The 22,603-nt window shown below is 72.6% G+C and carries 19 protein-coding genes; 7 read left to right on the forward strand and 12 right to left on the reverse strand.

Going from position 1 to position 22,603, the window contains the following annotated elements:
* Positions 1-43: 43 nt before the first annotated feature.
* Entirely contained in the window at positions 44-880 is an 837-nt protein-coding gene (locus tag B4V04_RS13320) for a YihY/virulence factor BrkB family protein (RefSeq protein ID WP_498232237.1), read from the forward strand.
* 475 nt (positions 881-1,355) lie between these two features.
* Here the strand turns inward: B4V04_RS13320 and B4V04_RS13325 are convergent, their stop codons facing one another.
* On the reverse strand, positions 1,356-3,773 hold the full coding sequence (locus B4V04_RS13325; protein ID WP_498232238.1) for a heavy metal translocating P-type ATPase: 2,418 nt from the start codon (positions 3,771-3,773) through the stop codon (positions 1,356-1,358).
* A gap of 77 nt (positions 3,774-3,850) precedes the next feature.
* Positions 3,851-4,606, reverse strand: a complete 756-nt coding sequence (locus B4V04_RS13330; RefSeq protein WP_498232239.1) for a helix-turn-helix domain-containing protein — start codon at positions 4,604-4,606, stop codon at positions 3,851-3,853.
* Between the two features lie 271 nt (positions 4,607-4,877).
* On the opposite strand from B4V04_RS13330, the gene B4V04_RS13335 reads away from it, so the two are divergent.
* Positions 4,878-5,312 carry an Htur_1727 family rSAM-partnered candidate RiPP gene (locus B4V04_RS13335; RefSeq protein WP_498232240.1) on the forward strand — a complete coding sequence of 145 codons (435 nt, stop codon included), beginning with the start codon at positions 4,878-4,880 and terminating at the stop codon, positions 5,310-5,312.
* Positions 5,309-6,532 carry a TIGR04347 family pseudo-SAM/SPASM protein gene (locus B4V04_RS13340; protein ID WP_498232241.1) on the forward strand — a complete coding sequence of 408 codons (1,224 nt, stop codon included), beginning with the start codon at positions 5,309-5,311 and terminating at the stop codon, positions 6,530-6,532. Before B4V04_RS13335 ends, B4V04_RS13340 begins: the two co-directional genes overlap by 4 nt.
* 46 nt (positions 6,533-6,578) lie before the next feature.
* Here the strand turns inward: B4V04_RS13340 and B4V04_RS13345 are convergent, their stop codons facing one another.
* Positions 6,579-7,190 carry a helix-turn-helix domain-containing protein gene (locus B4V04_RS13345; RefSeq protein ID WP_498232242.1) on the reverse strand — a complete coding sequence of 204 codons (612 nt, stop codon included), beginning with the start codon at positions 7,188-7,190 and terminating at the stop codon, positions 6,579-6,581.
* A 116-nt stretch (positions 7,191-7,306) separates the two neighbouring features.
* Entirely contained in the window at positions 7,307-8,350 is a 1,044-nt protein-coding gene (locus B4V04_RS13350; RefSeq protein ID WP_498232243.1) for a disk-shape morphogenesis protein volactin, read from the reverse strand.
* A gap of 156 nt (positions 8,351-8,506) precedes the next feature.
* On the opposite strand from B4V04_RS13350, the gene B4V04_RS13355 reads away from it, so the two are divergent.
* Positions 8,507-9,340: a geranylgeranylglycerol-phosphate geranylgeranyltransferase gene (locus B4V04_RS13355; protein WP_498232244.1), complete on the forward strand. Its 834-nt coding sequence runs from the start codon at positions 8,507-8,509 to the stop codon at positions 9,338-9,340.
* Positions 9,341-9,464: 124 nt separating this feature from the next.
* Here B4V04_RS13355 and yciH read toward each other — a convergent pair whose 3' ends face one another.
* The 5 genes from yciH to B4V04_RS13380 all read right to left on the reverse strand — a co-directional run bounded on the left by yciH (position 9,465) and on the right by B4V04_RS13380 (position 15,899).
* Positions 9,465-9,758, reverse strand: coding sequence for a stress response translation initiation inhibitor YciH (yciH, locus tag B4V04_RS13360; RefSeq protein ID WP_004596695.1), 294 nt, complete (start codon positions 9,756-9,758; stop codon positions 9,465-9,467).
* Between the two features lie 132 nt (positions 9,759-9,890).
* On the reverse strand, positions 9,891-12,215 hold the full coding sequence (locus tag B4V04_RS13365) for a transglutaminase TgpA family protein (protein ID WP_498232245.1): 2,325 nt from the start codon (positions 12,213-12,215) through the stop codon (positions 9,891-9,893).
* Positions 12,212-13,354: a DUF58 domain-containing protein gene (locus B4V04_RS13370; protein WP_498232246.1), complete on the reverse strand. Its 1,143-nt coding sequence runs from the start codon at positions 13,352-13,354 to the stop codon at positions 12,212-12,214. Before B4V04_RS13370 ends, B4V04_RS13365 begins: the two co-directional genes overlap by 4 nt.
* Positions 13,355-13,360: 6 nt before the next feature.
* A complete protein-coding gene (locus tag B4V04_RS13375) occupies positions 13,361-14,350 on the reverse strand; it encodes an AAA family ATPase (RefSeq protein ID WP_498232247.1) in 990 nt (329 codons plus the stop codon).
* 172 nt (positions 14,351-14,522) lie between these two features.
* Complete coding sequence (locus tag B4V04_RS13380) at positions 14,523-15,899, reverse strand: dihydroorotase (RefSeq protein ID WP_498232248.1); 1,377 nt, start codon at positions 15,897-15,899, stop codon at positions 14,523-14,525.
* Between the two features lie 118 nt (positions 15,900-16,017).
* Here B4V04_RS13380 and B4V04_RS13385 point away from each other — a divergent pair, with 118 nt between their 5' ends.
* Both B4V04_RS13385 and serS read left to right on the forward strand, forming a co-directional pair.
* The gene (locus B4V04_RS13385; RefSeq protein ID WP_498232249.1) at positions 16,018-16,527 is read left to right on the forward strand and encodes a DUF8162 family protein; all 510 of its coding nucleotides are present in this window, start codon (positions 16,018-16,020) and stop codon (positions 16,525-16,527) included.
* Positions 16,528-16,603: 76 nt separating this feature from the next.
* The gene (gene serS, locus B4V04_RS13390; protein ID WP_498232250.1) at positions 16,604-17,974 is read left to right on the forward strand and encodes a serine--tRNA ligase; all 1,371 of its coding nucleotides are present in this window, start codon (positions 16,604-16,606) and stop codon (positions 17,972-17,974) included.
* Between the two features lie 39 nt (positions 17,975-18,013).
* Here the strand turns inward: serS and B4V04_RS13395 are convergent, their stop codons facing one another.
* The 3 genes from B4V04_RS13395 to endA all read right to left on the reverse strand — a co-directional run bounded on the left by B4V04_RS13395 (position 18,014) and on the right by endA (position 20,189).
* Positions 18,014-18,223: a hypothetical protein gene (locus B4V04_RS13395; protein ID WP_144796770.1), complete on the reverse strand. Its 210-nt coding sequence runs from the start codon at positions 18,221-18,223 to the stop codon at positions 18,014-18,016.
* Between the two features lie 72 nt (positions 18,224-18,295).
* The gene (locus B4V04_RS13400) at positions 18,296-18,898 is read right to left on the reverse strand and encodes an LURP-one-related family protein (protein ID WP_498232251.1); all 603 of its coding nucleotides are present in this window, start codon (positions 18,896-18,898) and stop codon (positions 18,296-18,298) included.
* Positions 18,899-19,001: 103 nt separating this feature from the next.
* Positions 19,002-20,189 (reverse strand): tRNA-intron lyase, encoded by a 1,188-nt coding sequence (gene endA / locus B4V04_RS13405; RefSeq protein WP_498232252.1) that lies wholly within the window; start codon positions 20,187-20,189, stop codon positions 19,002-19,004.
* A 139-nt stretch (positions 20,190-20,328) separates the two neighbouring features.
* Here endA and B4V04_RS13410 point away from each other — a divergent pair, with 139 nt between their 5' ends.
* On the forward strand, positions 20,329-22,602 hold the full coding sequence (locus B4V04_RS13410) for an AAA family ATPase (RefSeq protein WP_498232253.1): 2,274 nt from the start codon (positions 20,329-20,331) through the stop codon (positions 22,600-22,602).
* The last annotated feature ends 1 nt before the right edge of the window (position 22,603 follow it).

Below are 22,603 nucleotides of genomic sequence, written 5' to 3' on the forward strand. Positions count from 1 at the left end.
GTTCGACGTGCTCGATGACTGAATACGGAGCCTCCGTCGGCGCATGAAGCCGTCGGGACCGGACGACGCGGAAGGCCTCTCCCGCGCGTCGGTACGAGAGCTCGCGGCGGCGGTCGTCGCGGTCGCACGGGAAAACGAGATCGGCATCGTCGCTTCGGGCGTCGCCTTTTACCTGTTCAACTCCCTCGTACCGTTGCTGTTGTTCGCGTTTATCGGCCTCTCGTCTGTCGGGTGGCTCGGTCCCGCCGTCGAGCTCTTCGGGGCCGTGTCCGGAGTCGACGCCGGAGCGCTCGCCGCTTCGTTGGATTCGCTCGTCGGCGACGACGCGGACCGACGACGGGCGGTCGTCATCGCCGGCCTGATCCTGTTGTGGAGCTCGCTGCGACTGGTGCAGGCGATCAACGTGTCGTTCCAGACGATTCAGAACGTGCGCCACGAGCACTCGCTGCTCGAGACCGTCCTGGACAGCCTGATCGTGTTCGCGACGATCATCGTCGTCGTCCCCGCCGTTTCGCTGCTCGTGGTCGCGCTGACGGTCGCGACGGACGTCTCGGTCGTCAGGGCGGTCAGCGCCCCGCTGCTTTGCCTCGTGCTCCTGGGCGGATTTCTGCCGATGTACTACCGGTTCTCGGCCCCGGAGACCACGCTCTCGCAGGCGTTTCCGGGGGCGGCGCTCGCCGCGGTCGCGTGGGCGCTCTGCGCCGTCGGTCTCCGACTGTACATCTCGACCTCCCAAAGCGTCAGGCTGTACGGCGTCGCCGGCGGAGTCCTGTTGGTGTTGACGTGGCTGTACGTCGGCGGTCTGGTGCTCCTCGCCGGCGCGGCTCTGAACGCCGTTTTGGCGGACTCCGTCGACGTCGACGAGCGTCCCGACGAGTGACCGGGAACTGTCCGCGTCGAAGAGCGATGGCCTCGGTACTCATAGGGCTCGTCATCGCTGGTGCCGAGGCAGCTCGGAGCGGTGGATCGTCATCGGCCGCTCGACGGTAGTCGCTTCGCGGATTAAAACCGACGGGTCGGCCGCGGACCGGGAGGCGGTCAGTCGTCGACGTGACACGACCCCGCGTAGGCGTTCCATCGGTCGATCCCGTTGGGGAGTCGCCCGTCGTCCGTCGCGTCGAACGCCGCTGCGCTCTGCGCGATCGCCTCCGCCGCGGTCGGCAGGTCGTCGTCGCGGTCCGGCGTCTCCTCTTCGATGCTCGTCTCGCGCGTACTCGGACCCTCGGGGCGCGGCGCCGCCGATTCCGAGCCTGCGTCAGTCGTGTACTACGGGTGGCACGTCTCCCCCGAGACGCCCTTCCTTAATAATAGTTCATGTTGGTCCGCGTTGCGGTCGCCGACCTCGCGCCGGCCGGCTACTCGTACGACTCGGGCTCGATCCCGGAGAGCCGCATCGCGTTGCCGGTGACGCCGAGGCTCATCCCCATGTCGCCGACGACGACCGCGGCGGCGACGCTCACCAGCCCCAGCGGCACGCCCAGCGCGAGCAGGAACTTCACGCCGAGGCTCGCCCAGACGTTCTGGCGGATGACCCCGTTGGCCGTGTGCGAGAGCGCGTAGAGGTACGGGAGCTTCGCCACGTCGTCGCCCATCAGCGCGATGTCGGCGGTCTCCAGGGCGGTGTCGGTGCCCGCGGCGCCCATCGCGACGCCGACGTCGGCCGTCGCCAGCGCGGGGGCGTCGTTGATCCCGTCGCCGACCATCGCCACCTCTCCGTACGCGGCCTGCAGCGACTCGACCGCCGCCACCTTCTCCTCCGGGAGGAGCTCGGCGCGGTACTCGTCGACGCCGACCGACTCGGCGATCGCCCGCGCCGTGCCCTCGTTGTCGCCAGTCAGCATCACGACGCGCTCCACGCCGAGTTCGCGGAGGCGTTCGACGGCCCGCCTCGAGTCGGGCCGCACCTCGTCGGCGACGGCGATCGCCCCGGTCAGTGAACTCGCCGTTCCGACGAGCACGACGGTCTTCCCCTCGTGTTCCAGCGCGTCGAGGGCCCCCTCGGCGAACTCGCCGGGGGCGGTGTCGGCAGCGTCGGGACCGCCTTCAGCGACGACCCCGCCGTCGGTCTCGGCGCGGGCGCGCGAGAGGTCGAAGCCCAGCTCCTCGAACAGCGCCGGCTTCCCGGCGTAGTACGTCTCGCCGTCGATCTCCGCGCGGACGCCCTTCCCGGTCAGGCTCTCGAAGTCCGTCGGCTCCGCGCCGTCGGTCACCTCAGCGCGCTCCGCGCGGTCGCGGATCGCGGCCGCGATAGGGTGTTCGCTCCGCCGCTCTAACGATGCGGCCCGCCGGAGCAGCGTCGCCTCGTCGGCGTCGCCGAGCGGGACGAGGTCGGTGACCGCGAGCTCGCCCTTCGTGAGCGTCCCGGTCTTGTCGAGCGCGACGGCGTCGACCTCGCCCATCGCCTCGAGGTGGTTGCCGCCCTTGATCAGGACGCCGTTCTTCGCCGCGCTGGTGATCCCGGAGACGACCGAGACCGGCGTCGAAATGACGAACGCGCAGGGACAGGCGATCACGAGCAGCGTGAGCCCGCGGACGAACCACGTCCCCCAGTCCGCGGCGAAGACGAACGGGTAGCCGGCGAGGTCGACGGTCACCGGGTCGGCGATGACGAGCGGCGGCACCGCGGCGGTGAGGATCGCCAGGACGACCACGACCGGCGTGTAGTACCCCGCGAAGCGGTCGACGAACCGCTCCGTCTCGGTCTTCTCGGCCTGCGCGCCCTGCACCAGCTCGATGATCCGCGAGAGGGTGGAGTCGCCCGCGGTCGAGGTCACCTCGATCTCGAGGTACCCCTCCTCGTTGATCGACCCCGCGAACGCCTCGTCGCCGACCGCCTTGTCGACGGGGACGCTCTCGCCGGTGATCGGGGACTCGTCGACCGCGCTCTCGCCCTCGGTCACCGTCCCGTCGAGCGGGACCTTCTCGCCCGGCCGGACGATCACGGTCTCGCCGACGGCGACGTCGTCGGTCGGGACGGTCGTCTCGCTCCCGTCTCGCCTGACGGTGGCCTCGTCCGGCGACAGCTCCATCAGCTCGCGCAGGGAGTCGCGGGCGCGGTCCATCGCGTAGTCCTCCAGGAGCTCGGCGACGCTGAAGAGGACGGCGAGCGTGGCGGCCTCGACGAAGTAGCCGATCCCCGTCGCGGCGAGGATCGCCGTCCCCATCAGCAGGTCGATGTCGAGGCTCCGGTTCAGCGCCGAGTAGTAGCCGCCGCGGACGACGGGGATCCCGCTGGCCGCGACCGCGCCGACGAACAGGACGTCCGCGAGCGTGAGCGGCGCGCCGAGCACGCTCGCCACGACGGGATTTTGCGCGGTCAGGACGAACTCGAACAGGAGCCCGGCGACCACGAGGACCGCGCCCAGCCACGTCTTCTTCGCGCGCGGCGTCGTCCAGACCTCGGCGGGGGGCGCGACGGCGACGCCGGCTCCCGCGTCGGCGTCCCCGCCGCCCTCGCCGTCGGCGGACCCGTCACCGTTCGACCGGCCGCCCGTGACCTCGTAGCCGGCGCCCTCGATCGCGGCGACCACGTCGACCTCGTCCGCGCGGTCGGCGTCGTACGTGACCGTCGCGGTCCCGGCGGTGGGGTTGAGCGCGACGTCGGTCACCCCGTCGAGGCGCCCGAGGGCGTTATCGACCTTCCCGGCGCATGAGGGGCAGTCCATCTCTGGGACCGCGAGTTCGGCGGTCAGCTCGCGTCGTCCGCCGTCCGCGCCGGTATCGACGGCCTCGTCCCCCTGTGCGTCTCCGCGTCCGTCCGGCTCGTCACTCATTACGTCGAGGGAGGGGCCTCGTATCGATAAGCCTTGGTTGGAAATTTCCAAGGCACTCGTCGGCCGCTCCGAGCCCGTCAGTCGAACGACGCGGGCGCGGCGTCGCCCGCGACCGACCGGGCGACGTGCGCCTTCGCCAACCGCTCTTCGGCCCGGCGGAGCCGGTAGGTGAGCGTCGACCGCGGCACGTCGAGGTGGGCCGCGAGCTCGCCGGCGTCGACCGCCCGCGGCGACTCGTAGTAGCCGTGTTCGACCGCGGCCCTGAGCGCGGCCTCCTGTTCGGGGGAGAGCCCGACGCCGCCGGCGTCGCCCCGCGTCTCGTCGCCCGCCGAGGCGTTCGCCGTCCTGAGCAGCTCCGTTCGGGCGGCGTCGCCGACGGCGTCCCGGAGCGCGTCGAAGAAGGCGCCCACGTCGCCCTCGCCGGAGTGGATGAGCCGCCAGGTGTAGTGGCGTCCCTCGTGGCGGGTCTCGAACAGCACGCCGTCGCCGAGGTGATCGCGGGCGATGTGCGGGACGGACGCGCAGACGGGCGTGGGCTCCCAGTCGGTGTACAGCACGAGGGTGTCGTCGGTCCGGTCGAGGACGCGGGTGGTCTGCGTCGCGCCGCAGTCCTCGGTCGCGAGGCAGTCGGCGTAGTAGTCGCCGTCGGTGAAGGCGGCCTCGACGGCCGCGAGGGCGTCCGAGGTGCCGGTCGCGTGGTCGACACGCCAGAGGTGGTCGTCGGTGGCGTGCAGCGACAGCGACCGCACCCGCGTCCCGGGGTGGGCCGCGAGGGCGTCGGCCACCCGGTTGCGCCCCGGCTCGTACTCCAGGGCGAAGACGAGTTCGCGCATGGGGGCCGCTAGGCGGCGGCCGGACATAACTGGTGGCCCCGGTGCGTCGCTGTCCGCGCCGAGCGGTGTGAGACCGATTTCGACCCCGTCGCGGCCGAACTCCTCGATCGCGGTCGGATCTGTGTGCGTCTCGCTCGCGGGTTCGGCCGCGGATCGAGATTTGCTATATCTGCATACGGTTTACTCGTCCGGGATCCGAACGTGTTCGGGCGGGTTTCGCCCCCGTGAGAACCCTCGAAAGCGGGTTCGGTGGGTCGGTCCTACGCGGGGTATGGTCGAGAAGACGGACCGAACCGCCGGATCGGGCGGCCCGCGCTCGGCGGACGGCCGACGCTTCGAGGTGTTCGTCCGCGAGGAAGAGGCGGACCCGCTCCGCCACGTCGGCACCGTCGCGGCGCCGACGCCGGACGTCGCGCACGAGGAGGCGAGCAAGCTCTTCGCCTGGTACGCCCGCGACGTGTGGGTCTGCCCCGCCGAGGAGACGCACCGGTACTCCGCCGAGTCGCTGGCGGCGGAGCGTCGGGAGACCGACGGCGAGCCCACCCCCTCCGACGACGCAGCGTCTCCGGACGGCGACGTCGAGCCGCGCGTCTACGAGGAGACCGAGGGGACGCCCACCGTCGCCTGCGGTAGCGCGCCGGTCGAGGACGGGAGAGACCCCGATCCGGCTCGCGACGACGCTCCGTCCCCGGAGGGCGACCGATGATCTCGGTCAGCAAGCTCCTCTGCGGGCTCGACGCCGAGAGCGACGGGCTCCGGTACGACGCCGCGGCGGAGTCGAAGGAACCGCAGATCACGGACGACAAGCAGCGCCGCCCGGTCGTCGTCTGGAACACGACGAAGCGGTGTAACCTCTACTGCGAGCACTGCTACGCCGCGGCCGACAAGGAGGGAGCGCCGAACGAGCTGTCGACGGCGGAGGGGAAGGCGCTCATCGACGACCTCGCCGAGTTCGGCGTGCCGGTACTCCTCTTTTCCGGGGGAGAGCCGCTCGTCCGCGAGGACCTCGCGGAGCTCGTCGCCTACGCCGACGACGCCGGGATCCGGCCCGTCCTCTCGACGAACGGGACCCTCCTGACCCGCGAGAACGCCCGAGAGCTGAAGGCGGCGGGGCTCAAGTACGCCGGTGTCTCCGTCGACGGGCTCCCCGAGCGCAACGACCGGATCCGCGGGGAGGAGGGGGCGTTCGACGCCGCCGTCCGAGGCATCGAGGCGTGTCTCGACGTCGGGCTCAAGACGGGGCTCCGCTACACGATCACCGAGCACAACGTCGAGGACCTGGCGGGCGTCGTCGACCTCCTCGTCGACGTCGGCGTCGACCGCTTCTGCTTCTACCACCTCGACTACGGCGGGCGCGGCGCCGAGATCGCCGACGTGGACCTGAGCCCGGAGGCGACCCGGCAGGCGGTCACCGACCTCTGTGACCTCACCCGCGAGTACCACGCGGCGGGCGAGGAGATCGAGACGCTGCTCGTCGGCAACTACGCCGACGCCGGCCACCTCGTCGAGTACGCCGACCGGGAGATCGGGACGGACCGCGCCCGGCTGATCTACGACCACCTCCGGCGCAACGGCGGCGACCCGACCGGCGAGCGCGTCGCCGACGTCGACCCCGTCGGCAACGTCCACCTCACGCAGTTCTGGCAGGGGTACTCGCCCGGCAACGTTCGCGACCGCTCGTTCGGCGCCATCTGGAGCGACGAGTCGAACCCGCTCCTCGCCGGGCTCCGTAACCGCGAGGAGCGGCTCACCGGGCGGTGCGCCGACTGCGCGTACAAGGGGGTCTGTCGGGGCGGCTCGCGGCTCCGCGCCCTCTCGGCGCACGGCGACCCGTTCGCGCCCGATCCGAAGTGTTACCTCACGGAGGCGGAGCGCGACGGCGCGGAGGCGTTGCGGCGGATCCGCGGCGGGTCGGCGGCGGACTGATCGGGCCGGACCCATGGCACTCCGGTGCGCCCGAGACGACCGGCGGTCAGTCGTCGACCCCCTCGAAGGCGTCCGTGACGAGCTTCGCCTGCGCGGTCCGGAGCCGCTGCGAGAGCGCCGACTTGCTGATCCCGACCTCGTCGGCGAGCTCGCCGAGCGAGACGTCGGCGTCGGCGTCGAAGTAGCCGCGGACGACGGCGAGCTCCATCCCCTCCCGCTGCTTCGGGGTGAGCGCCGACAGGTCGACGGTCGCCTGCTCCGTCGACTCGGGGCCCGCGACCACGGCGAGCCGGACCAGCCGCACGCGGTCGAGCCGCTCTCTGAGCGCGGCGACCACCTCGCGGACGGCGTCGCGGTCGTCGACGTACGACGTGACCAGCACCGTCCCCTCGTCGGCCCGCCGCACGTGCGGGACGTAACCGAACTCCTGGAAGACGCGACAGAGGCAGTCGTCGGTGACCTCGCCGCGGTCCCGGCGGATCCCCTCCTCGCCGGCGGGCTGGACCTCCACCGTGCACTCGTCGCCGACCGCGTTCACGGTGACGTCGCCCGCGCGCTCCGACTGCGAGACGATCGGGCAGTCCCAATCGCCGGACGGGTCGACCTCGAGGTCGACGCGGAGTCGTCGATCGCCGTCGTCGCCCGCGACTTCGACCATACGGTCAGTCGGTCGGCAGTCGGCTTAGCTGTTCGGCGCGTCCTCACGGATCGAAAAATCGGGGTCGGGCGGCGGGGTCAGGGGGTGCGGTTCGCTCGGAGTCGGGAGGCGATCGTTCAGTCCTCGGACTCGGGCGCGGCCTCCTCGGCCGCGGGCTCCTCGGCGCCCTCGTCGGCCGCCTCGCCCTCCTCGGAGCGGGCCGCGACCAGCGCGCCGCTGGCGACGCTGTACATCGGCTCCTCGGCCGAGCGCACGCCGCTGATCGAGAACGGGATGTTCGCGTCCTCCAGGTGGTCCGCGAACAGGTCCTTGAACCCGTTCGGGCTGGAGGTGCCGCCGGTGACGACGACGGGCACGTCGAGCCCCTCCTCGACGTCCTCCTCGTCGACCTCGCGGGTGATGTTCTCGATGACGTAGTCGAGCAGGTTCTCGTAGTAGATGGCGAGCGCGCCCTCGACGCCGCCGACGTCGGTGCGGAAGTCGAGCTCGAAGTCGTCCTCCTTGATGCTCGTCACCTTGTCGACCGGGGTCCCCGTGGCCTGGGAGGTCTGCTCGTCGATCCAGTCGCCCCCGCGGGCGATGGAGAACTTCATCACGGGCACCGCGTAGTAGGCGAGACAGACGTTGGTCATCCCCGCGCCGAAGCTGATCCCGAGGCCGGTGAAGTTGTTGTCCGCGAGCTCGGAGTAGATGACCGCCATCCCCTCGTTGATCGGCTCGGGGTCGTACCCCATGTCGCCGAGCATCGACTCCAGCGTCTTCTCGTGGTACAGCGTCGTCAGTCCGGAGTCGATCGGGTCGGCCGGGCTGGAGTAGAAGAGCCGCTCGTTCGGTTTCGAGGGCTCGCCGACCACCTGCTCGGTGATGAGCTTGATCATCGGGATCGCGGACGCCTCGTCGCTGGAGAGGATTCCGTGCTGCATCGGGCGGCGCGTCTCCTTGTTGAAGATGTTCGCGAAGTTCAAGGCGTCGTCGCCGACGACGTACACCTTGTCGTCCTTGCGGATGTGGAGGACGTCGCTGCGAGAGAGCATCTGCTCGGCCATGTCGCTGTACTCGATCTCGACGAACGAGTTCCGCTGCTGTACGAACACCGTCTCCGCGCCTTCCTGTCGTCCGGAGAGGATGTTCATCGTGCCGACGTCAAGGCCCTTAGCCATACACCCTCGTTTCATTCCGCACTTCATAAACGTTCGTGGCCGATTCCGAGCCGAGAGAATCGCGGGCCGTGATCCCCCTCGGGAGAGCGAGCGGCGCGATCGCCCGGCTCGAATCCCGGGTCGTTTATGTGCCGCGCGGCGGTGGACGGAGACGACGTGAACGACACAGCGCGCGGGGTCGCGGAGCTGGCGCGGCCGGCGAACTGCGTCGCCGCCGCGGTCCTCACGGGGACGGGCGCGTTCGTCGCCGGCGTCGGCGGCGCCGTCGCCCCCGCGGCCGTCGCCGCGGTCGTCACCGCGTTCGCGGTCGCCGCGGGCAACGCGATCAACGACTACTTCGACCGCGACATCGACGCCGTCAACCGGCCGGACCGCCCGATCCCGCGCGGCGCCGTCTCGGCGCGCGGCGCGCTCGCCGTCGCCGCCGTCTGGTTCCTCGTCGCCGTCGCGTTCGCGGCCCTCCTGCCGCCGCTGGCGATCGCCATCGCCGCCGTCAACCTCGTCGCGCTCGTCACCTACACGACGGTATTTAAAGGAACGCCCGGGCTCGGCAACGCGCTCGTCTCCTACCTCGTCGGCTCGACGTTCCTGTTCGGCGGGGCCGCGGTCGGCGCGCCGGGTGACGTCGTCGTCCTCGCGCTCCTGGCCGGGCTCTCGACGTTCACCCGCGAGGTGATCAAAGACGTCGAGGACGTGGCCGGCGACCGCGAGGAGGGGCTCCGCACCCTCCCGATCGCGGTCGGCGAGGAGCGCGCGCTGTGGGTCGGCGCCGCCGCCCTCCTCGTCGCCGTCGCGGCGAGCCCGGTGCCCTACCTCGCCGGCACCTTCGGCGGCGTCTACCTCCTGCTCGTCGCCGTCGCCGACGCGGTCATGCTGTACGCCTGCTACGAGGGGTTCGGCGACCCGGCGAGCGCGCAGCGACGGTTCAAGTACGGCACCTTCCTCGCGGCGGCCGCGTTCGTCGTCGGCCGGGCGGCGCTGCTCGTTTGAAGACCGCGGGGCGCACACCGCGGCTCGCGGGAGCGCCTCGGCTCACGGAGCCGCGGCTCGCCGGACGGGATCGTTCGAAAAACCGGATCCGTGAATCGCTCGACGGCGGACGGTCAGGTGACGGTCACGCGACGTTGAAGCCCTTGTCGCGGAGGAAGTCCTCCACGCGGCCCGAGTGGTTCCCCTGCAGCTCGATGGCGCCGTCCTCGACGGTGCCGCCGCAGGCGAACTTCGACTTGAGATCCGACGAGAGGGAGCTCAGGTCGACGTCCTTCGGGTCGAATCCTTCGATGACCGTTACCTCCTTACCGTACCTGCGCTCGTCGATGCGGATGCTGATCTGCTGGGACTCCTTCGCGACGTCCTCGCAGACGCAGAGTTCCTGGGGCAGTCCGCACGTCGAGCAGACTTCCGACATTACGGTCGAACCTACAGGGTGACCGTATTAAATAGTGTCGGGAGTGCGGCCGCGTCGGACGTCCGTCGCCCGTTCTCTCGGGCCAGCGACCGGATCGAGCGCGCGAACGGGGGTCGGCGCCGTCCGGACGCCTCAGTCGAACAGCCGGCCGAGGACCGGCGTCGCCTCCAGCGCGAGCCGCCGGACGGTTCGGCGCGCCTCGTCCGCCTCCGCGCGCGTCACCGTCCCGGCGTACGCCGCCCGCTCGTACGTCTCGCCGACGGCGAGAGCGCGCTCGTCGAGTCCCCGGAGCCGGAGCGCGTCGAGGTAGGCCCGCGGGGTCTCCCCGGCGCGGCGCTCGCGGTAGCGACGAGCGAGCAGGTACTCCAGGTCGGCGAACGCGCGCCGCGCGTCCGTCGACGGGTCGGAACCGACCCACGGGAGCCGGAGCCGCGCGGCGCGGCGCGCCCGTTCGCCGACGCCGAAGCGCCGGGCGCCGGTGACGGCGATCACGGCGGCGAACAGCCAGTACGCGACGGTCTCGCCCGACGGAAGCGGGGAGTCGTCCCCGCTCGGCCGCGCCTCGCCGCTCACCGCGCCGCGGGTGAGCCCCTCCTGTCTCGCTCCGATCGCCCCCTCGCCGGCCGCGGCGTCTCCGTCCGCGGCGTCGCCGGTCGCCGCCGTCCCGTTGCTGTCGTTCGTCCCCTCGAGCGCGGTCGGTGGGCTCCCGGACTCGGGAACGATCGCCGGGGTCCCCGACTCGGGCTCCGACGCCGGTACGTCGACGTCCCCGTCGCCCGCGGCGCGCGCGTCGGCGAGGCGCGCGGTCCGGACGTCCTCGCGCTCGGAGGGCGGGGTCGGGTCGAACGCGACCCACCCGTGACCCGGGAAGTACGCCTTCACCCACGCGTGGGCGTCCTGCCCCCGGACGACGTACCGGTCCTCACCGACGCGCTCGCCCTCCGAGTAGCCGGTGACGAACTGCGCCGGGACCCCCTGCGAGCGTAACATCGCGGTCATCGTCGTCGCGAAGTAGACGCAGTAGCCGGCGTCCATCTCGAAGAGGAAGGCGTCGGCCACGTCGCCGTCGGGCTTCCGGACGCTCAGCGAGTACTCGTACTCCTCGCGCAGGTAGCGCTCGATCGCGACGGCCCGGTCGTACGGGTTCTCCGCGCCCGCCTCGGCGACGATCTCCTCGGTGCGCTCGCCGACCCGGTCGGGCGTGCTCTCGGGGAGCTGGGTGTACCGCTCCTCGACCGCGGGGTCGTAGTCGGCGCTCGCGTTCCGGAGCGCCGCGGGGTCGGCGTCGGGCACCCGGCTCTCGACCGTGACCGACTCGCCCGCCCCAAGCGGCTCGGCGAGCCGGAGCGTCCCGTGCTCGTCCACCCGCGCGGTCTGGGCCGCGGGCCCGCGCACGTCGACGACCTGCCACGGCGCCGGCAGCGACGGCGACTCGGTCTCGGCGGTGATCGTGACGGTCGCGTTCGTCGCGTCGCCGGGCGGCCCGTCGAGCGGCCCCTCCAGCGGCGACTGCTCGCCGGACCGCACCCAGCCGTCGCCGGTGTAGGTGTCGTACGCGCCGGCGTGCCAGTTCGCCGCGACCGGGCTCTCGATGGTGTACCGGACCTCGGGCGAGAGCCGCGTCGGGCCGACGACCTCCACCTCGTCGTCCGCCTCGATCGACGACTCCAGCGTCGGGGTGCCGCGGTCGATCCCCCACGGCTGGGCCGCGCCGGCCGGGAGGAGGGTGAGCGTCGCGCTCACGAGTACCATCGCCGCCAACACCGTCGCGAGGGTGTCGCCGTGGTCCCGGATCCCGCCCGGGATCGACAGCGTCGAGAGGCCGGCCGCGAGCGCGACGCCGACGACCCCGGCGAGCGTGGTCGTCTCGCCCGCGTCGCCCGTGAGCACGAGGAACACCAGCGTGCCGCCCGCGGCCCCGGCGGCCGCGACGTGTCGCCCGCGGCCGACGAGGTAGCCGACGAGGAACGTCGGCACTGGCGCGACCGCGAGCACCCACACGTCCGCGAGCGCGAGGCGGAGGATCGAGAGCCCGGTCAACAGCGAGACCACGTCGATCGCGACTCGCTCGACCGAGAACAGCGCGCGCTGGCTCGCGGGGATCGCGAAGTAGTACCCCGCGAGCGTCGCGGCGAACAGGATAACGGTCAGCCGAAGCGCGGCCCGTTCGCCGACGTACCGCGCGAGGAGGAAGCCGGCGGCGCCGGCGACCGCGACGGCGACCGCGACCCGGCCCGTCCCGCCGACGACGTCGGTCGCGGCGAGGAACACCGACAGGTACGCCGCGGTGACGACCGCGACGCCGAGCACCGGCGGCTCGACGACCGCCCGCAGCCACCCGCGGAGAGCGCCGTCGTCGGGGGCTCCCCCGTCGTCGCCAGCTCCTCGCGAGCCGCGGCTCCGGAACGTCCCGCCTCGGTCCGACCCGCCGCGGCCGCCGAGCGGGTGGCCCTTCATCGGTCGATCACCTCGCTTCGGTCCGGGGACGTTCCGCCGTCGACCGCGGCCGCTCCGGCCGCCGTCCCTTCGCCGGCGTCCGTCACACCGCCGGCCGCCCCGCGAACCGTCGCCCCGGCCACCTCGTCGAACGGGACCGCCCGGTCGCCGACGCGGTACCGCGCGCCGCGCTCGTCGGCGACGATCCGGACGTCCGCGTCCTCGACGCCGACCGTGCCGGCGCGGGTCCGCGCGGCCAGTTCGAGGACGGCCCGCCGTCCCCGCGCGCCCGGATCGGCCGAGACCTCGCCGCCGGGGAGCGTCAGGTCGACCGGCACGCCGTCGTCCAGCAGCGCCAGCGCGAGGCTGGCGGCCGCGCTCGCGAGGTCGTCGTCGGGGCCCCGATCGGCCGCGCTTTCGACCCTGCTCGGTCTCCCGCTCCCGCCGGCGGTCTCGCCCGCGATCGACACGCGACCGCGCTCCGTCTCGGCGGCGAACGCCTTCACCACGAGCTCGTCGTGTTTCGCCGTCGCCGGCCAGTGGACGTCGCGGAGGGGATCGCCGCGCGCGTACTCCCGGAGCCGGTCGAACTCCTCTCGCCGCCGGCTCGCCCCGACGGCGTCGTCGGCGTACAGCGCCCGGCGGAACCACGTCGGGATCTCGCGGCACGCCGGGTACGCGAGGGCCGCGTCGTCCGCCTCGATCACCGCCCGCCGCTCGAAGAGCCCGAGGACGTCGCTCGCGGTCACCGCGACCGGGCCGAAGCGCCGCTCCCCCCGTCGCAGGTAGCGGACGCGGTACGTCGCCGGGGCGTCGCCGACGGAGGCGCGGATCGTCCCCTCGGGTCCTTCCAGCCCGTCGTCGAGCGCGTCGTCGACGCCGGCGACGTACGCGGGCGACACCTCACCGCTCGGTCCCCGGCCGCGGAACGCGAGCCGCACCTCGCCGGTCTCGCCGACGAACCCGTCGGGCGGGAGTTCCCGCCTCACCGCCGGCTCCTCGATCCGGGCGAGCTGGACGTACCCCGCCGCGAGCGCGACCGCGCTCGGGAGGACGACCGCCTCCAGCGACCGCCCGCCGGCCGCAAGCGCCATGCCGACGCCGACGACGCAGACCGCGGCGACGACGCGACCGCGTCGGGTGAGGGTCGGCGAGGACACGGGCGATCACTCCACGCTCGTCCGGTTCAGGGCGTCTTCGACCACCTCCGCCCCGTCGGTCCCGGAGTCGGAGCGGACGCGGTGCGCGAGCACGGTCGGCGCCTCGGCCTGCACGTCGTCGGGGATCACGTACCCGCGGCCGTCGAGCGCGGCGCGCGCCTGCGCGGCCCGGAGCAGCGCGAGGCTCCCCCGCGGGCTGACGCCGAGCCGGGCGTTCCGCCGCGTGTACGTCGCCAGCCGCGCGACGTACTCCCGGACCGGCTCGGTCGCGTCGACGTCGGCGACGGCGGCCCGGGCGCGCCGAACTTCCTCGATCGACGCGACCGGCTCGACGGCGTCGACGGGGTGGTCGCCCGCCATCCGCCCGATGATCTCGGCCTCGTCCTCGGTGCTCGGGTAGCCGAGCCGGATCTTCTTGGTGAACCGGTCGATCTCGGCCACCGGGAGCTCGTACGTCTGACCGGGCTCGACGTCGTTCTGGGTGGCGATCACGCAGAACGGGTCCGGGAGCGCCCGCGTCTCCCCGTCGGTCGTCACCTGCCCCTCCTCCATCGCCTCCAGCAGGGCCGACTGCGTCTTCGGCGGCGCCCGGTTGATCTCGTCGCCGAGGACGACGTTGGCGAACACCGGCCCGGGCTGGAACTCGAACTCGTCCGTCCGCTGGTTGAACACGTTGACGCCGGTGACGTCGGCCGGGAGCAGGTCCGGCGTGAACTGGACGCGCTTGAACGAGCTGTCGATCGAGCGCGACACCGCCTTCGCGAGCGTCGTCTTCCCGACGCCGGGGACGTCTTCCACGAGGAGGTGGCCGCGGGCGAGGATCGTGACCACGACGTGTTCGACCGCCGCACGCTTCCCGACGATCACCGCCTCGACGTTGTCGCCGACGCGCTCCGCGAGCGCGGCGACCTCGTCGAGCGCCATCGGGGGCCGCTCCGCCTCGCCCGTTCCGTCGGCGTCGACCCCGGTCGGGCCCGTCTCCGCGGCGTCCGTCATGTCGGAGTCCGTCGCGCGGCGGTCCGGGCCGCCCGTACGCCCGCCTCGCTACCCCGTCCCGTGCCAAGGATACCCACGACCATCGATATGGCCTCGCTAAGGATAGCAACGGCATATGCGTTCCGCCGAGCGGCACCGCCGGTACGCGGGCGATCCGGACTCGGAGCGGACGCTACGACTCCCGGACGTTCCGCCCCGCCGGCTCGCCGAACGACTCCGCGCCCGTGACCGGGTCGCGCTCGTAGACGACCTCGCCGCGGACGAGCGTCAGCTCCGGGAAGACGCCCTGTAACCCCTCGAAGGGGGTCCAGCCGCAGGCGCCGTGGAGCGCGCCGGCCTCGATCTCCCGCGGGTTCGTCAGGTCGACGAGGACGAGGTCGGCGTCGGCGCCCTCGGCGACCCGCCCCTTCGCCTCGATCCCGAAGATCGACGCGGGATTGGCGGCGGCGACGTCGCGGACGCGCTCCATGGTCAGCTCCCCCTTGCGCACGGACTCCAGGAGGAGCGGGTAGAGCGTCTCGACGCCCGGCACGCCGCTCGGCGCGTCGGCGAGCCCCCGCCGCTTCTCGGCGACGGTGTGGGGCGCGTGGTCGGTGGCGACGACGTCGACGTCGCCGTCGCGGAGGCGCTCGAAGACTCCCGCTCGGCGCTCCTCGGAGCGGAGCGGCGGGTTCATGCGGCCGAACGTCCCGAGCCGGCCGGCGTTCTCACGCGAGAGGAACAGGTGGTGCGGGGTGACCTCGCAGGTGGGTGGAGCGGCGCCCGCCGTCGCCTCCTCGTCTCCGCTTCCCTCCGTCTCGGACTCTCGGGCCGCGACGACGGCGTCGATCCCCTCCGGCGTCGACGTGTGGGCGATGTGCACCTGCGCGTCGCTCTCGGCGGCCGCGTCGAGGGCGCGCTCGACCGCGGCGACCTCCGCCTCGGCGGTCCGGTAGGCGGACCACGCGTCGGCGTTCGCCGCGGTGCCGACGCCGCCGAGGTCGCCGTCGAGCGCGCTCGCGTCGAACAGCGTCTCGTCCTCCGCGTGGACCGTGACGGGGACGCCGCGGGCGGCGGCCTCGGCGAGGGCGTCCTCGAACAGGTCGACGGCGATCCCCATCTCGCCGGTCGAGTCCGCGAGGAACACCTCGCCGAGCGCGAACAGGGGGCGCTCGAACAGCCCCTCGGGGTCCCAGTCGGCGGTGACGCCGCCGTTGATCCCGTAGTCGACGAGCGACTCGGCGGCGAGTTCGGCCTTCTCGTCGAACGCGTCGCCGTCGACCGTGGGCGGCGAGGTGTTCGGCTGGTCGACGACCGTCGTCACGCCGCCGGCGGCCGCGCCCCGCGAGCCGGAGGTCCACGTCTCCTTGTGGCTCCCGCCGGGCTCCCGGAAGTGGACGTGGACGTCGACGGCGCCGGGCAGGAGGTGTCGCCCGCGGGCGTCGACGACGCGCTCGCCCGCGTCGGGGTCGAGCCCCGCGTTCGTCGGTTCGACCGCGTCGATGGCTCCGTCTCGGATCCGAACGTCGCGGACGCGTCCGTCGGCGAGCTCCGCGCCGGTGATGAGCATGCGTACGCGCTCGCGGCGCGACGCTTAAAGCGTGTGATCCGCGAAAGCGCGGGACCCGCTCGATCCGCCGCGACCCCGCCACCACAAAGCGTTTGACACGTCCGGCGAGAGACGGCGTATGGTCCTCGGTCCCGTCAGCGTCGGCGCCGTACCCGCGGCCGTCGACACGGCTATCGGCTGGCTCTGGACGCTCGCGCTGTTCGCCCTCCCCGGACTCGTCGCCGCCGTCTGCTGGACCCCCTTCCTGCTCTCGGCGCGGCTCCGGGCGCTGTTCGTCGCGCTCCCGCCGGCCGGGCGTCTCATCCCCTCCTACGTCGGCGTCGCGCTCGCGCTCTCGGTCCCCTATCTCGTCGGCGTCGTCCTGACGGTCCGGCTCGTCGACTCGGCGGGGCCCGGCTGGAGCGAGGGGTTCCTCGACACCGCGCTGTTCGGCGGGATCCTCGTCGGGCTCGTCGCCCCCGCGGTCGCCGGGGCCGGACTCCCGCGGCTCGGCGTCGACTGGGACCCGGCGGGGTACGGCGCCTCCACGTGGCTCCTCCTCGTCGCCGCCGGAGTGTGGTACGCCGTCGTCGCCGCGGTGCCGCTGGCCGCGCTCGCGGTCGGGATGGCGCTGCCGGGCGGATACTGATCCCCGCCGACGCCCCGTGCCAACCGATACCGACGCTCCGATACGGTTTTGGGTCGCCCCGCGGAATCCCCGTTAAATGCTGTCTCGACAGTTCGTCCGGGAGAACCCCGAGGTCGTCCGCGAGGCGCTCGACAACAAGGGCGTCGACGTGGACCTCGACCGGATACTCGACGTCGACGAGGAGTGGCGGGAGCTGAAGAGCCGCGGCGACGACCTGCGCCACGAGCGCAACGAGGTCTCCTCGACGATCGGGGAGCTCAAACAGGCCGGCAAGGACGAGGAGGCGGACGAGGCGATCGAGCGCTCCCAGGAGCTCAAGGCCGAACTCCAAGAGGTCGAGGAACGCGCCGACGAGCTGGAGGCCGAGCTGGAGGAATCACTGCTCGAACTCCCGCAGATCCCGCAGGAGTCGGTGCCGGTTGGCGCCGACGAGTCGGAGAACGTCGAGCGGCGACGCGAGGGGTTCGACGACCTCCGGGAGCTTCCCGGCGACGTGGAGCCGCACTACGACCTCGGCGAGGACCTCGAGATCCTCGACTTCGAGCGCGGCGCGAAGGTCGCGGGGGCCGGCTTCTACGTCGCGAAGGGCGACGGCGCCCGGCTGGAGCACGCGCTGATCCAGTTCATGCTCGACGTCCACCGCGAGCAGGGGTACCGAGACGTGTTCCCGCCGATCCCGGTCAACTCCGCGTCGATGCGCGGCACCGGACAGCTCCCGAAGTTCACCGAGGACGCCTACCGGGTCGAGGGGTCGAACGAGGACGAGTACGACGACGACGACCTCTGGCTGCTCCCGACCGCGGAGGTGCCCGTGACGAACCTCCACCGCGACGAGATCCTGCTCGGCGAGGACCTCCCGCTGAAGTACCAGGCGTACACGCCGAACTTCCGGCAGGAGGCGGGCGAGCACGGCACCGAGACGCGCGGGATCGTCCGCGTCCACCAGTTCAACAAGGTGGAGATGGTGAACTTCGTGCGCCCCGAGGAGAGCGACGAGCGCTTCGAGGGCCTCGTCGACGAGGCCGAGGAGGTGCTGCGCCGGCTCGAGCTCCCCTACCGCATCCTGGAGATGTGTACCGGCGACCTCGGGTTCACGCAGGCGAAGAAGTACGACATCGAGGTGTGGGCGCCCGCCGACGACATGGACGAGGGACCAGACCTCGGCGGCCGCTGGCTGGAGGTCTCCTCGGTTTCCAACTTCGAGGACTTCCAGGCGCGCCGCGCGCAGATTCGCTACCGCGAGGAGCACCACGAGTCGGCGGCGCACCTCCACACCCTGAACGGCTCGGGGCTCGCGGTCCCGCGGATCGTCGTCGCCATCCTGGAGTACTACCAGAACGACGACGGCACCGTCACCGTCCCCGAGGCGCTGCGCCCGTACATGGGCGGGACCGAGGTCATCGAGGGCCACGACGCGGTCGGCGAGACGAAGCTGGGCGGCGAGTAGGCGGCGCGCCGCGTCCGGTCTCGGGCTCCCCCGGGCGGGCTACTCCTCCTGCGGGGGGACGCCGAGCTCCCCGTTCCACGCGTAGTAGCCGATCGCGACGGCCGCCATCACGAAGCCGGTCGCCACGCCGAGCGGAATGCTCCCCTCGGCGACGTACGAGACGAGGGCGAACACCGCACAGAACGCCACGACGTACACGGCCGACTGGCGGAGCGCCAGCGATCGATCGAACGTCTCGGGCAGCTGCATGGACGGACGCTCGGCGCATCCGAGTATAGCTCTTTCCTCTTCCGACCGCGTTCGGGCGTCGCTTCGAAACCGCTACTGGTTCTCCAGAGCATCGAGGATACACGCGGCCGCCACCACGGCCTCCTTCGGCACGCCGCTCGCGTCGTCGATGGTGACCGTGTAGGCGTCGCGCAGCGAGAACTTCCCCTCGATGTCGCCGACGTGGCCGCCGTCGGCGTCGAATATCTCGTACTTGTTCGGGACGAGGTTCGCGGCCGAGATCAGGTGCCGGAGCCCCGCCATCAGCTTGCTCTTCGACCGGATGGTCGCCAGCGCCTCTCCGGTCTCCGGGTCGCGGATCGTCCAGTTCTCGACGAACAGCGAGTAGTCCTCGTCGAGGACGACGACCTCCTCGCCGGTGCCCGAGTCGACGATGGCGTAGTTCCCGCCGATGTCGACGATCCCGCCCGCCTTCACCGAGAAGGCGTCGTCGCCGTCGCCGGTGACGAACGGGAACTCCTCTTTCAGCTTGAACATCTTCTGTTTCCCGCGTAAGACGACGTTCCCGGCGCTGTCGCGGACGGCGTACTTGTTCCGGATCGCCGACTGCTTCACCTCGTAGCGGTCGTCGTCGAGGTCGACCGTGGAGATGTCGTAGGCGTCCGAGTCGGAGGGGAACACGGAGTGATCGCTCATGGCCGGCAAGAGAATCAGGCGTCGGAAAACGGTTCCGCTCGTCTCTCCGGGGCGGCGGCGGGTGGCCCCGCCGGCGCCCGTCGGGGCGTCAGCCGCCCGCCAATCAGGGCGTCAACCGTGTGATCGAGAGCCATTCGACGTCGGCGTCGCGGACCGCGTCGCCGGCGTTTCCGGGGGCGTCGCCGTCGGCGTCCCTCCCGACCGCCGTCAAGGCGAACACCATCTCCTTGCGGACGCCCCCCGCGAGCCGCACGTCGAGCGAGAGCTCGCGGGGCGAGAAGCGGTGGTCGGCGTCGACGACGCGCACGAGGTGCTCGGAGTGCGGCAGGTCCTCGACCGTCTCCACGTCGAGGTACGTCCGGAAGTCGGCGCCGAACTTGAAGCCGGTCTTCGGGACGGTGTCGGCCGCGCGGAGCCGCTTGTAGACGGCGAGCCGGCGGTCGAACCGCTCGCCCTCGACGTCGCGGCCGCGGGCGACGACCGCGGCGGCGGGGCCGTCCGGCGCCCTCCCGCCCGCGACGCCCTCGCTCGCGGTCTCGCCCGCCGCTCCCACCGACGCCGACAGCGACAGGACGCCGTCGGCCGCGAGCGACGCGGCCTCGACGAGCGAGAGCTGGATCGCGCCCTCGACCGCCGCGGCCCGGCCGGTGAGCGGCTGGCCGTAGAAGCCGCGCTCGTAGAGCGCCTCGGGGGCGTCCCAGACGACGACGCGGTCGGCGAGGAGGACGCCGTCGAGCCGGTCCGGCGGGTCGTAGTCGGTCGCGCCCGCGATCTCCCCCTCGGTCGCCGCGAAGTAGGTGATGTCGGACTCCTCGTCGACGACCGCGAGGGTGCGGCCGGCGAGCCCGGCCGCGGGCAGCGACTCGCGCTCGCCGACGACCTGCACCGGGTACTCCACGTTCCCCGTGTCGGGCGTCGAGCCGCGCTCGTAGGCGACGAAATCGACCGCGTCGGCGACGTCCGCGGCCCCGCCGGGCCACGGCTCGCGGGCCGGCGAGAGGTAGAAGCCGCGGTCGCGGAGGTCCGAGTAGACGAGGTACCGCACCGCGAACCGGTCGGCGGCGGCCGCGCTCTCGACGAAGAAGCGCTCGAAGTCGACCGGGTCGGCGTCGGGGGCGAGGGCGACGCCGGAGAGGTCGCCGCGGAAGAGGAGGTGGGCCGCCTCGACGCGCGAGAGCGCGATCTCGTTCCCGTCGAGCGGGCGCCCGTAGCCCCGGGAGTCGTAGAAGCGCTGGCGGGCGTCGCCGGCGACGTGTACCGCGTCGCCGCGCAGGTGCCCTGTCGGTTGCATACCCGAAGGCGGGCCCGGCCGAGGTAAGGGGGTTGCGGTCGGCGGTGCGGCGGGGCCGAGGGAGGGAGCGAGGCGCGTATCGCGCCTCCCTCGGCCCTCCCCGGACAAGGGTAAAGGGTCATCGGCGAGTACGGAGCCCATGAACGACTCCGCAGGCCTCCGGCTCACGGTGCGTGCCGCCGAGAAGCGGGACGCGGGCCGGGGGATCGCCAGGCTCCCCGAACCCGCCCGGAAGCGGCTCGGCCTCCTCAGCGGCGACACCGTCGAGATCCGCGGCGACCGCGTCGCCGTCGCGAAGGTGTGGCCCGGCGGCCCCGACGCGGCTGACGGCTCCGTCCTCATCGACGCCGACACCCGCGCGAACGCCGGCGTGAAGGTGGGCGACACCGTCACCGTCGCGCCCGTCACGGTCGAGGACGCCGAACGCGTCGTCCTCGCGGCGCCGGCGCGGCTCATCGACGTCGACGTGAGCCGCGAGGTCGTCGAGCGCGCGCTCGCCCGCGACCTCCGCGACCGCCCCGTCACCGAGGGCGAGGCGGTCCACGTCGAGCGGCTCGGCGGCCTCCGGTTCGTCGTCGCCGAGACGGACCCGGCCGGGACGGTGCGCGTGACGAACCGGACCGACGTCTCGGTGACGTACGGGGACGGGGAGGGCGACGGGCCCGCGCGCTCCGAGGCCCGTGACGACGCCGACCGGGAGGGCCGACGCGGGACGACCGACACGTCAGCCGGCGGCGACCGCTCCCGCTCGGACCGGGCCACGCCGCCCGGAAGCGACGCCCGACCGAAGGGTGATGGGACCGCTCCCCCCGCGGACCACACCGCGGGCGCGACCTACGAGGACATCGGGGGGTTAGACGAGGAGCTGGAGCTCGTGCGCGAGACGATCGAGCTCCCGCTCTCCGAGCCCGAGGTGTTCACCCGGCTCGGCATCGACCCGCCGAAGGGGGTCCTGCTCCACGGGCCGCCGGGGACCGGGAAGACACTGATCGCCCGCGCGGTCGCCAACGAGGTCGACGCCGAGTTCATCACCGTCGACGGGCCGGAGATCATGTCGAAGTACAAGGGGGAGTCGGAGGAGCGCCTGCGCGACGTGTTCGACCGCGCGAGCGAGGCCGCCCCCGCCATCATCTTCTTCGACGAGATCGACTCGATCGCCGGGAAGCGCGACGACGGCGGAGACGTGGAGAACCGGGTCGTCGGCCAGCTGCTCTCGCTGATGGACGGGCTCGACGCCCGCGGCGACGTGATCGTCATCGGCGCGACGAACCGCGTCGACACCCTCGACTCGGCGCTCCGCCGGGGCGGCCGGTTCGACCGCGAGATCGAGATCGGCGTCCCCGGCGAATCCGGCCGGCGCCAGATCCTCGACGTCCACACGCGCCGGATGCCGCTCGCCGACGACGTGGACCTCGACCGGATCGCGAGCCGGACCCACGGGTTCGTCGGCGCCGACATCGAGGGGCTCGCGCAGGAGGCGGCGATGACGGCGCTCCGGCGCGCCCGCGAGTCGGACGCGAAAGCGCTCGACGACGTGACCGTCTCGAAGGCGGACTTCGAGGCCGCCCACGCCAACGTCGAGCCGAGCGCGATGCGCGAGTACGTCGCCGAGCAGCCCACGACCGTCTTCTCGGACGTCGGGGGGCTCTCGGCGGCGAAGGAGAAGCTGGAGCGCGCCGTCACGTGGCCGCTGACCTACGGGCCCCTGTTCGACGCCGCCGATGCCGACCCGCCGACGGGCGTGCTGCTTCACGGCCCGCCGGGAACCGGGAAGACCCTGCTCGCGCGGGCGATCGCCGGCGAGAGCGGGGTCAACTTCATTCAGGTCGCGGGGCCGGAGCTACTCGACCGCTACGTCGGCGAGTCGGAGAAGGCGGTCCGGGACCTGTTCGACCGCGCCCGGCAGGCGGCCCCCGCGATCGTCTTCTTCGACGAGATCGACGCCATCGCGGCCGACCGCGACGGCGCGGGCGGCGACGGCTCGGGCGTCGGAGAGCGCGTCGTCTCACAGCTGCTCACGGAGCTCGACCGCGCCAGCGACAACCCGAACCTCGTCGTGCTCGCGGCGACGAACCGGCGGAAGGCGCTCGATCCCGCCCTGCTCCGGCCGGGGCGACTAGAGACGCACATCGAGGTGCCCGAGCCCGACCGCGAGGCGCGCCGGAAGATCCTCGACGTCCACACCCGCGAGAAGCCGCTCGTGGAGGGAGTCGACTTGGAGCGCCTCGCCGACGAGACGGAGGGGTACTCCGGCGCGGAGATCGCCTCGCTGTGCCGCGAGGCCGCCCTCGTCGCCATCGAACGCGTCGCCGACGAGCACGGCGCGGCCGCGAACGACCACGCGGACGAGGTCGGGATCACGAGCGACGACTTCGCGGCCGCGCTGGAGACGGTGCGGCCGGCGACGCCCTGAG

Source organism: Halorubrum sp. B52, assembly GCF_059752555.1.

Excerpts from the sequence above, each read along its gene's own strand:
- B4V04_RS13320 (WP_498232237.1), top strand. The coding sequence starts at position 44 with ATGAAGCCGTCGGGACCGGACGACGCGGAAGGCCTCTCCCGCGCGTCG.
- B4V04_RS13325 (WP_498232238.1), bottom strand. The coding sequence starts at position 3,773 with ATGAGTGACGAGCCGGACGGACGCGGAGACGCACAGGGGGACGAGGCC.
- B4V04_RS13330 (WP_498232239.1), bottom strand. The coding sequence starts at position 4,606 with ATGCGCGAACTCGTCTTCGCCCTGGAGTACGAGCCGGGGCGCAACCGG.
- B4V04_RS13335 (WP_498232240.1), top strand. The coding sequence starts at position 4,878 with ATGGTCGAGAAGACGGACCGAACCGCCGGATCGGGCGGCCCGCGCTCG.
- B4V04_RS13340 (WP_498232241.1), top strand. The coding sequence starts at position 5,309 with ATGATCTCGGTCAGCAAGCTCCTCTGCGGGCTCGACGCCGAGAGCGAC.
- B4V04_RS13345 (WP_498232242.1), bottom strand. The coding sequence starts at position 7,190 with ATGGTCGAAGTCGCGGGCGACGACGGCGATCGACGACTCCGCGTCGAC.
- B4V04_RS13350 (WP_498232243.1), bottom strand. The coding sequence starts at position 8,350 with ATGGCTAAGGGCCTTGACGTCGGCACGATGAACATCCTCTCCGGACGA.
- yciH (WP_004596695.1), bottom strand. The coding sequence starts at position 9,758 with ATGTCGGAAGTCTGCTCGACGTGCGGACTGCCCCAGGAACTCTGCGTC.
- B4V04_RS13365 (WP_498232245.1), bottom strand. The coding sequence starts at position 12,215 with ATGAAGGGCCACCCGCTCGGCGGCCGCGGCGGGTCGGACCGAGGCGGG.
- B4V04_RS13375 (WP_498232247.1), bottom strand. The coding sequence starts at position 14,350 with ATGACGGACGCCGCGGAGACGGGCCCGACCGGGGTCGACGCCGACGGA.
- B4V04_RS13380 (WP_498232248.1), bottom strand. The coding sequence starts at position 15,899 with ATGCTCATCACCGGCGCGGAGCTCGCCGACGGACGCGTCCGCGACGTT.
- B4V04_RS13385 (WP_498232249.1), top strand. The coding sequence starts at position 16,018 with ATGGTCCTCGGTCCCGTCAGCGTCGGCGCCGTACCCGCGGCCGTCGAC.
- serS (WP_498232250.1), top strand. The coding sequence starts at position 16,604 with ATGCTGTCTCGACAGTTCGTCCGGGAGAACCCCGAGGTCGTCCGCGAG.
- B4V04_RS13395 (WP_144796770.1), bottom strand. The coding sequence starts at position 18,223 with ATGCAGCTGCCCGAGACGTTCGATCGATCGCTGGCGCTCCGCCAGTCG.
- B4V04_RS13400 (WP_498232251.1), bottom strand. The coding sequence starts at position 18,898 with ATGAGCGATCACTCCGTGTTCCCCTCCGACTCGGACGCCTACGACATC.
- endA (WP_498232252.1), bottom strand. The coding sequence starts at position 20,189 with ATGCAACCGACAGGGCACCTGCGCGGCGACGCGGTACACGTCGCCGGC.
- B4V04_RS13410 (WP_498232253.1), top strand. The coding sequence starts at position 20,329 with ATGAACGACTCCGCAGGCCTCCGGCTCACGGTGCGTGCCGCCGAGAAG.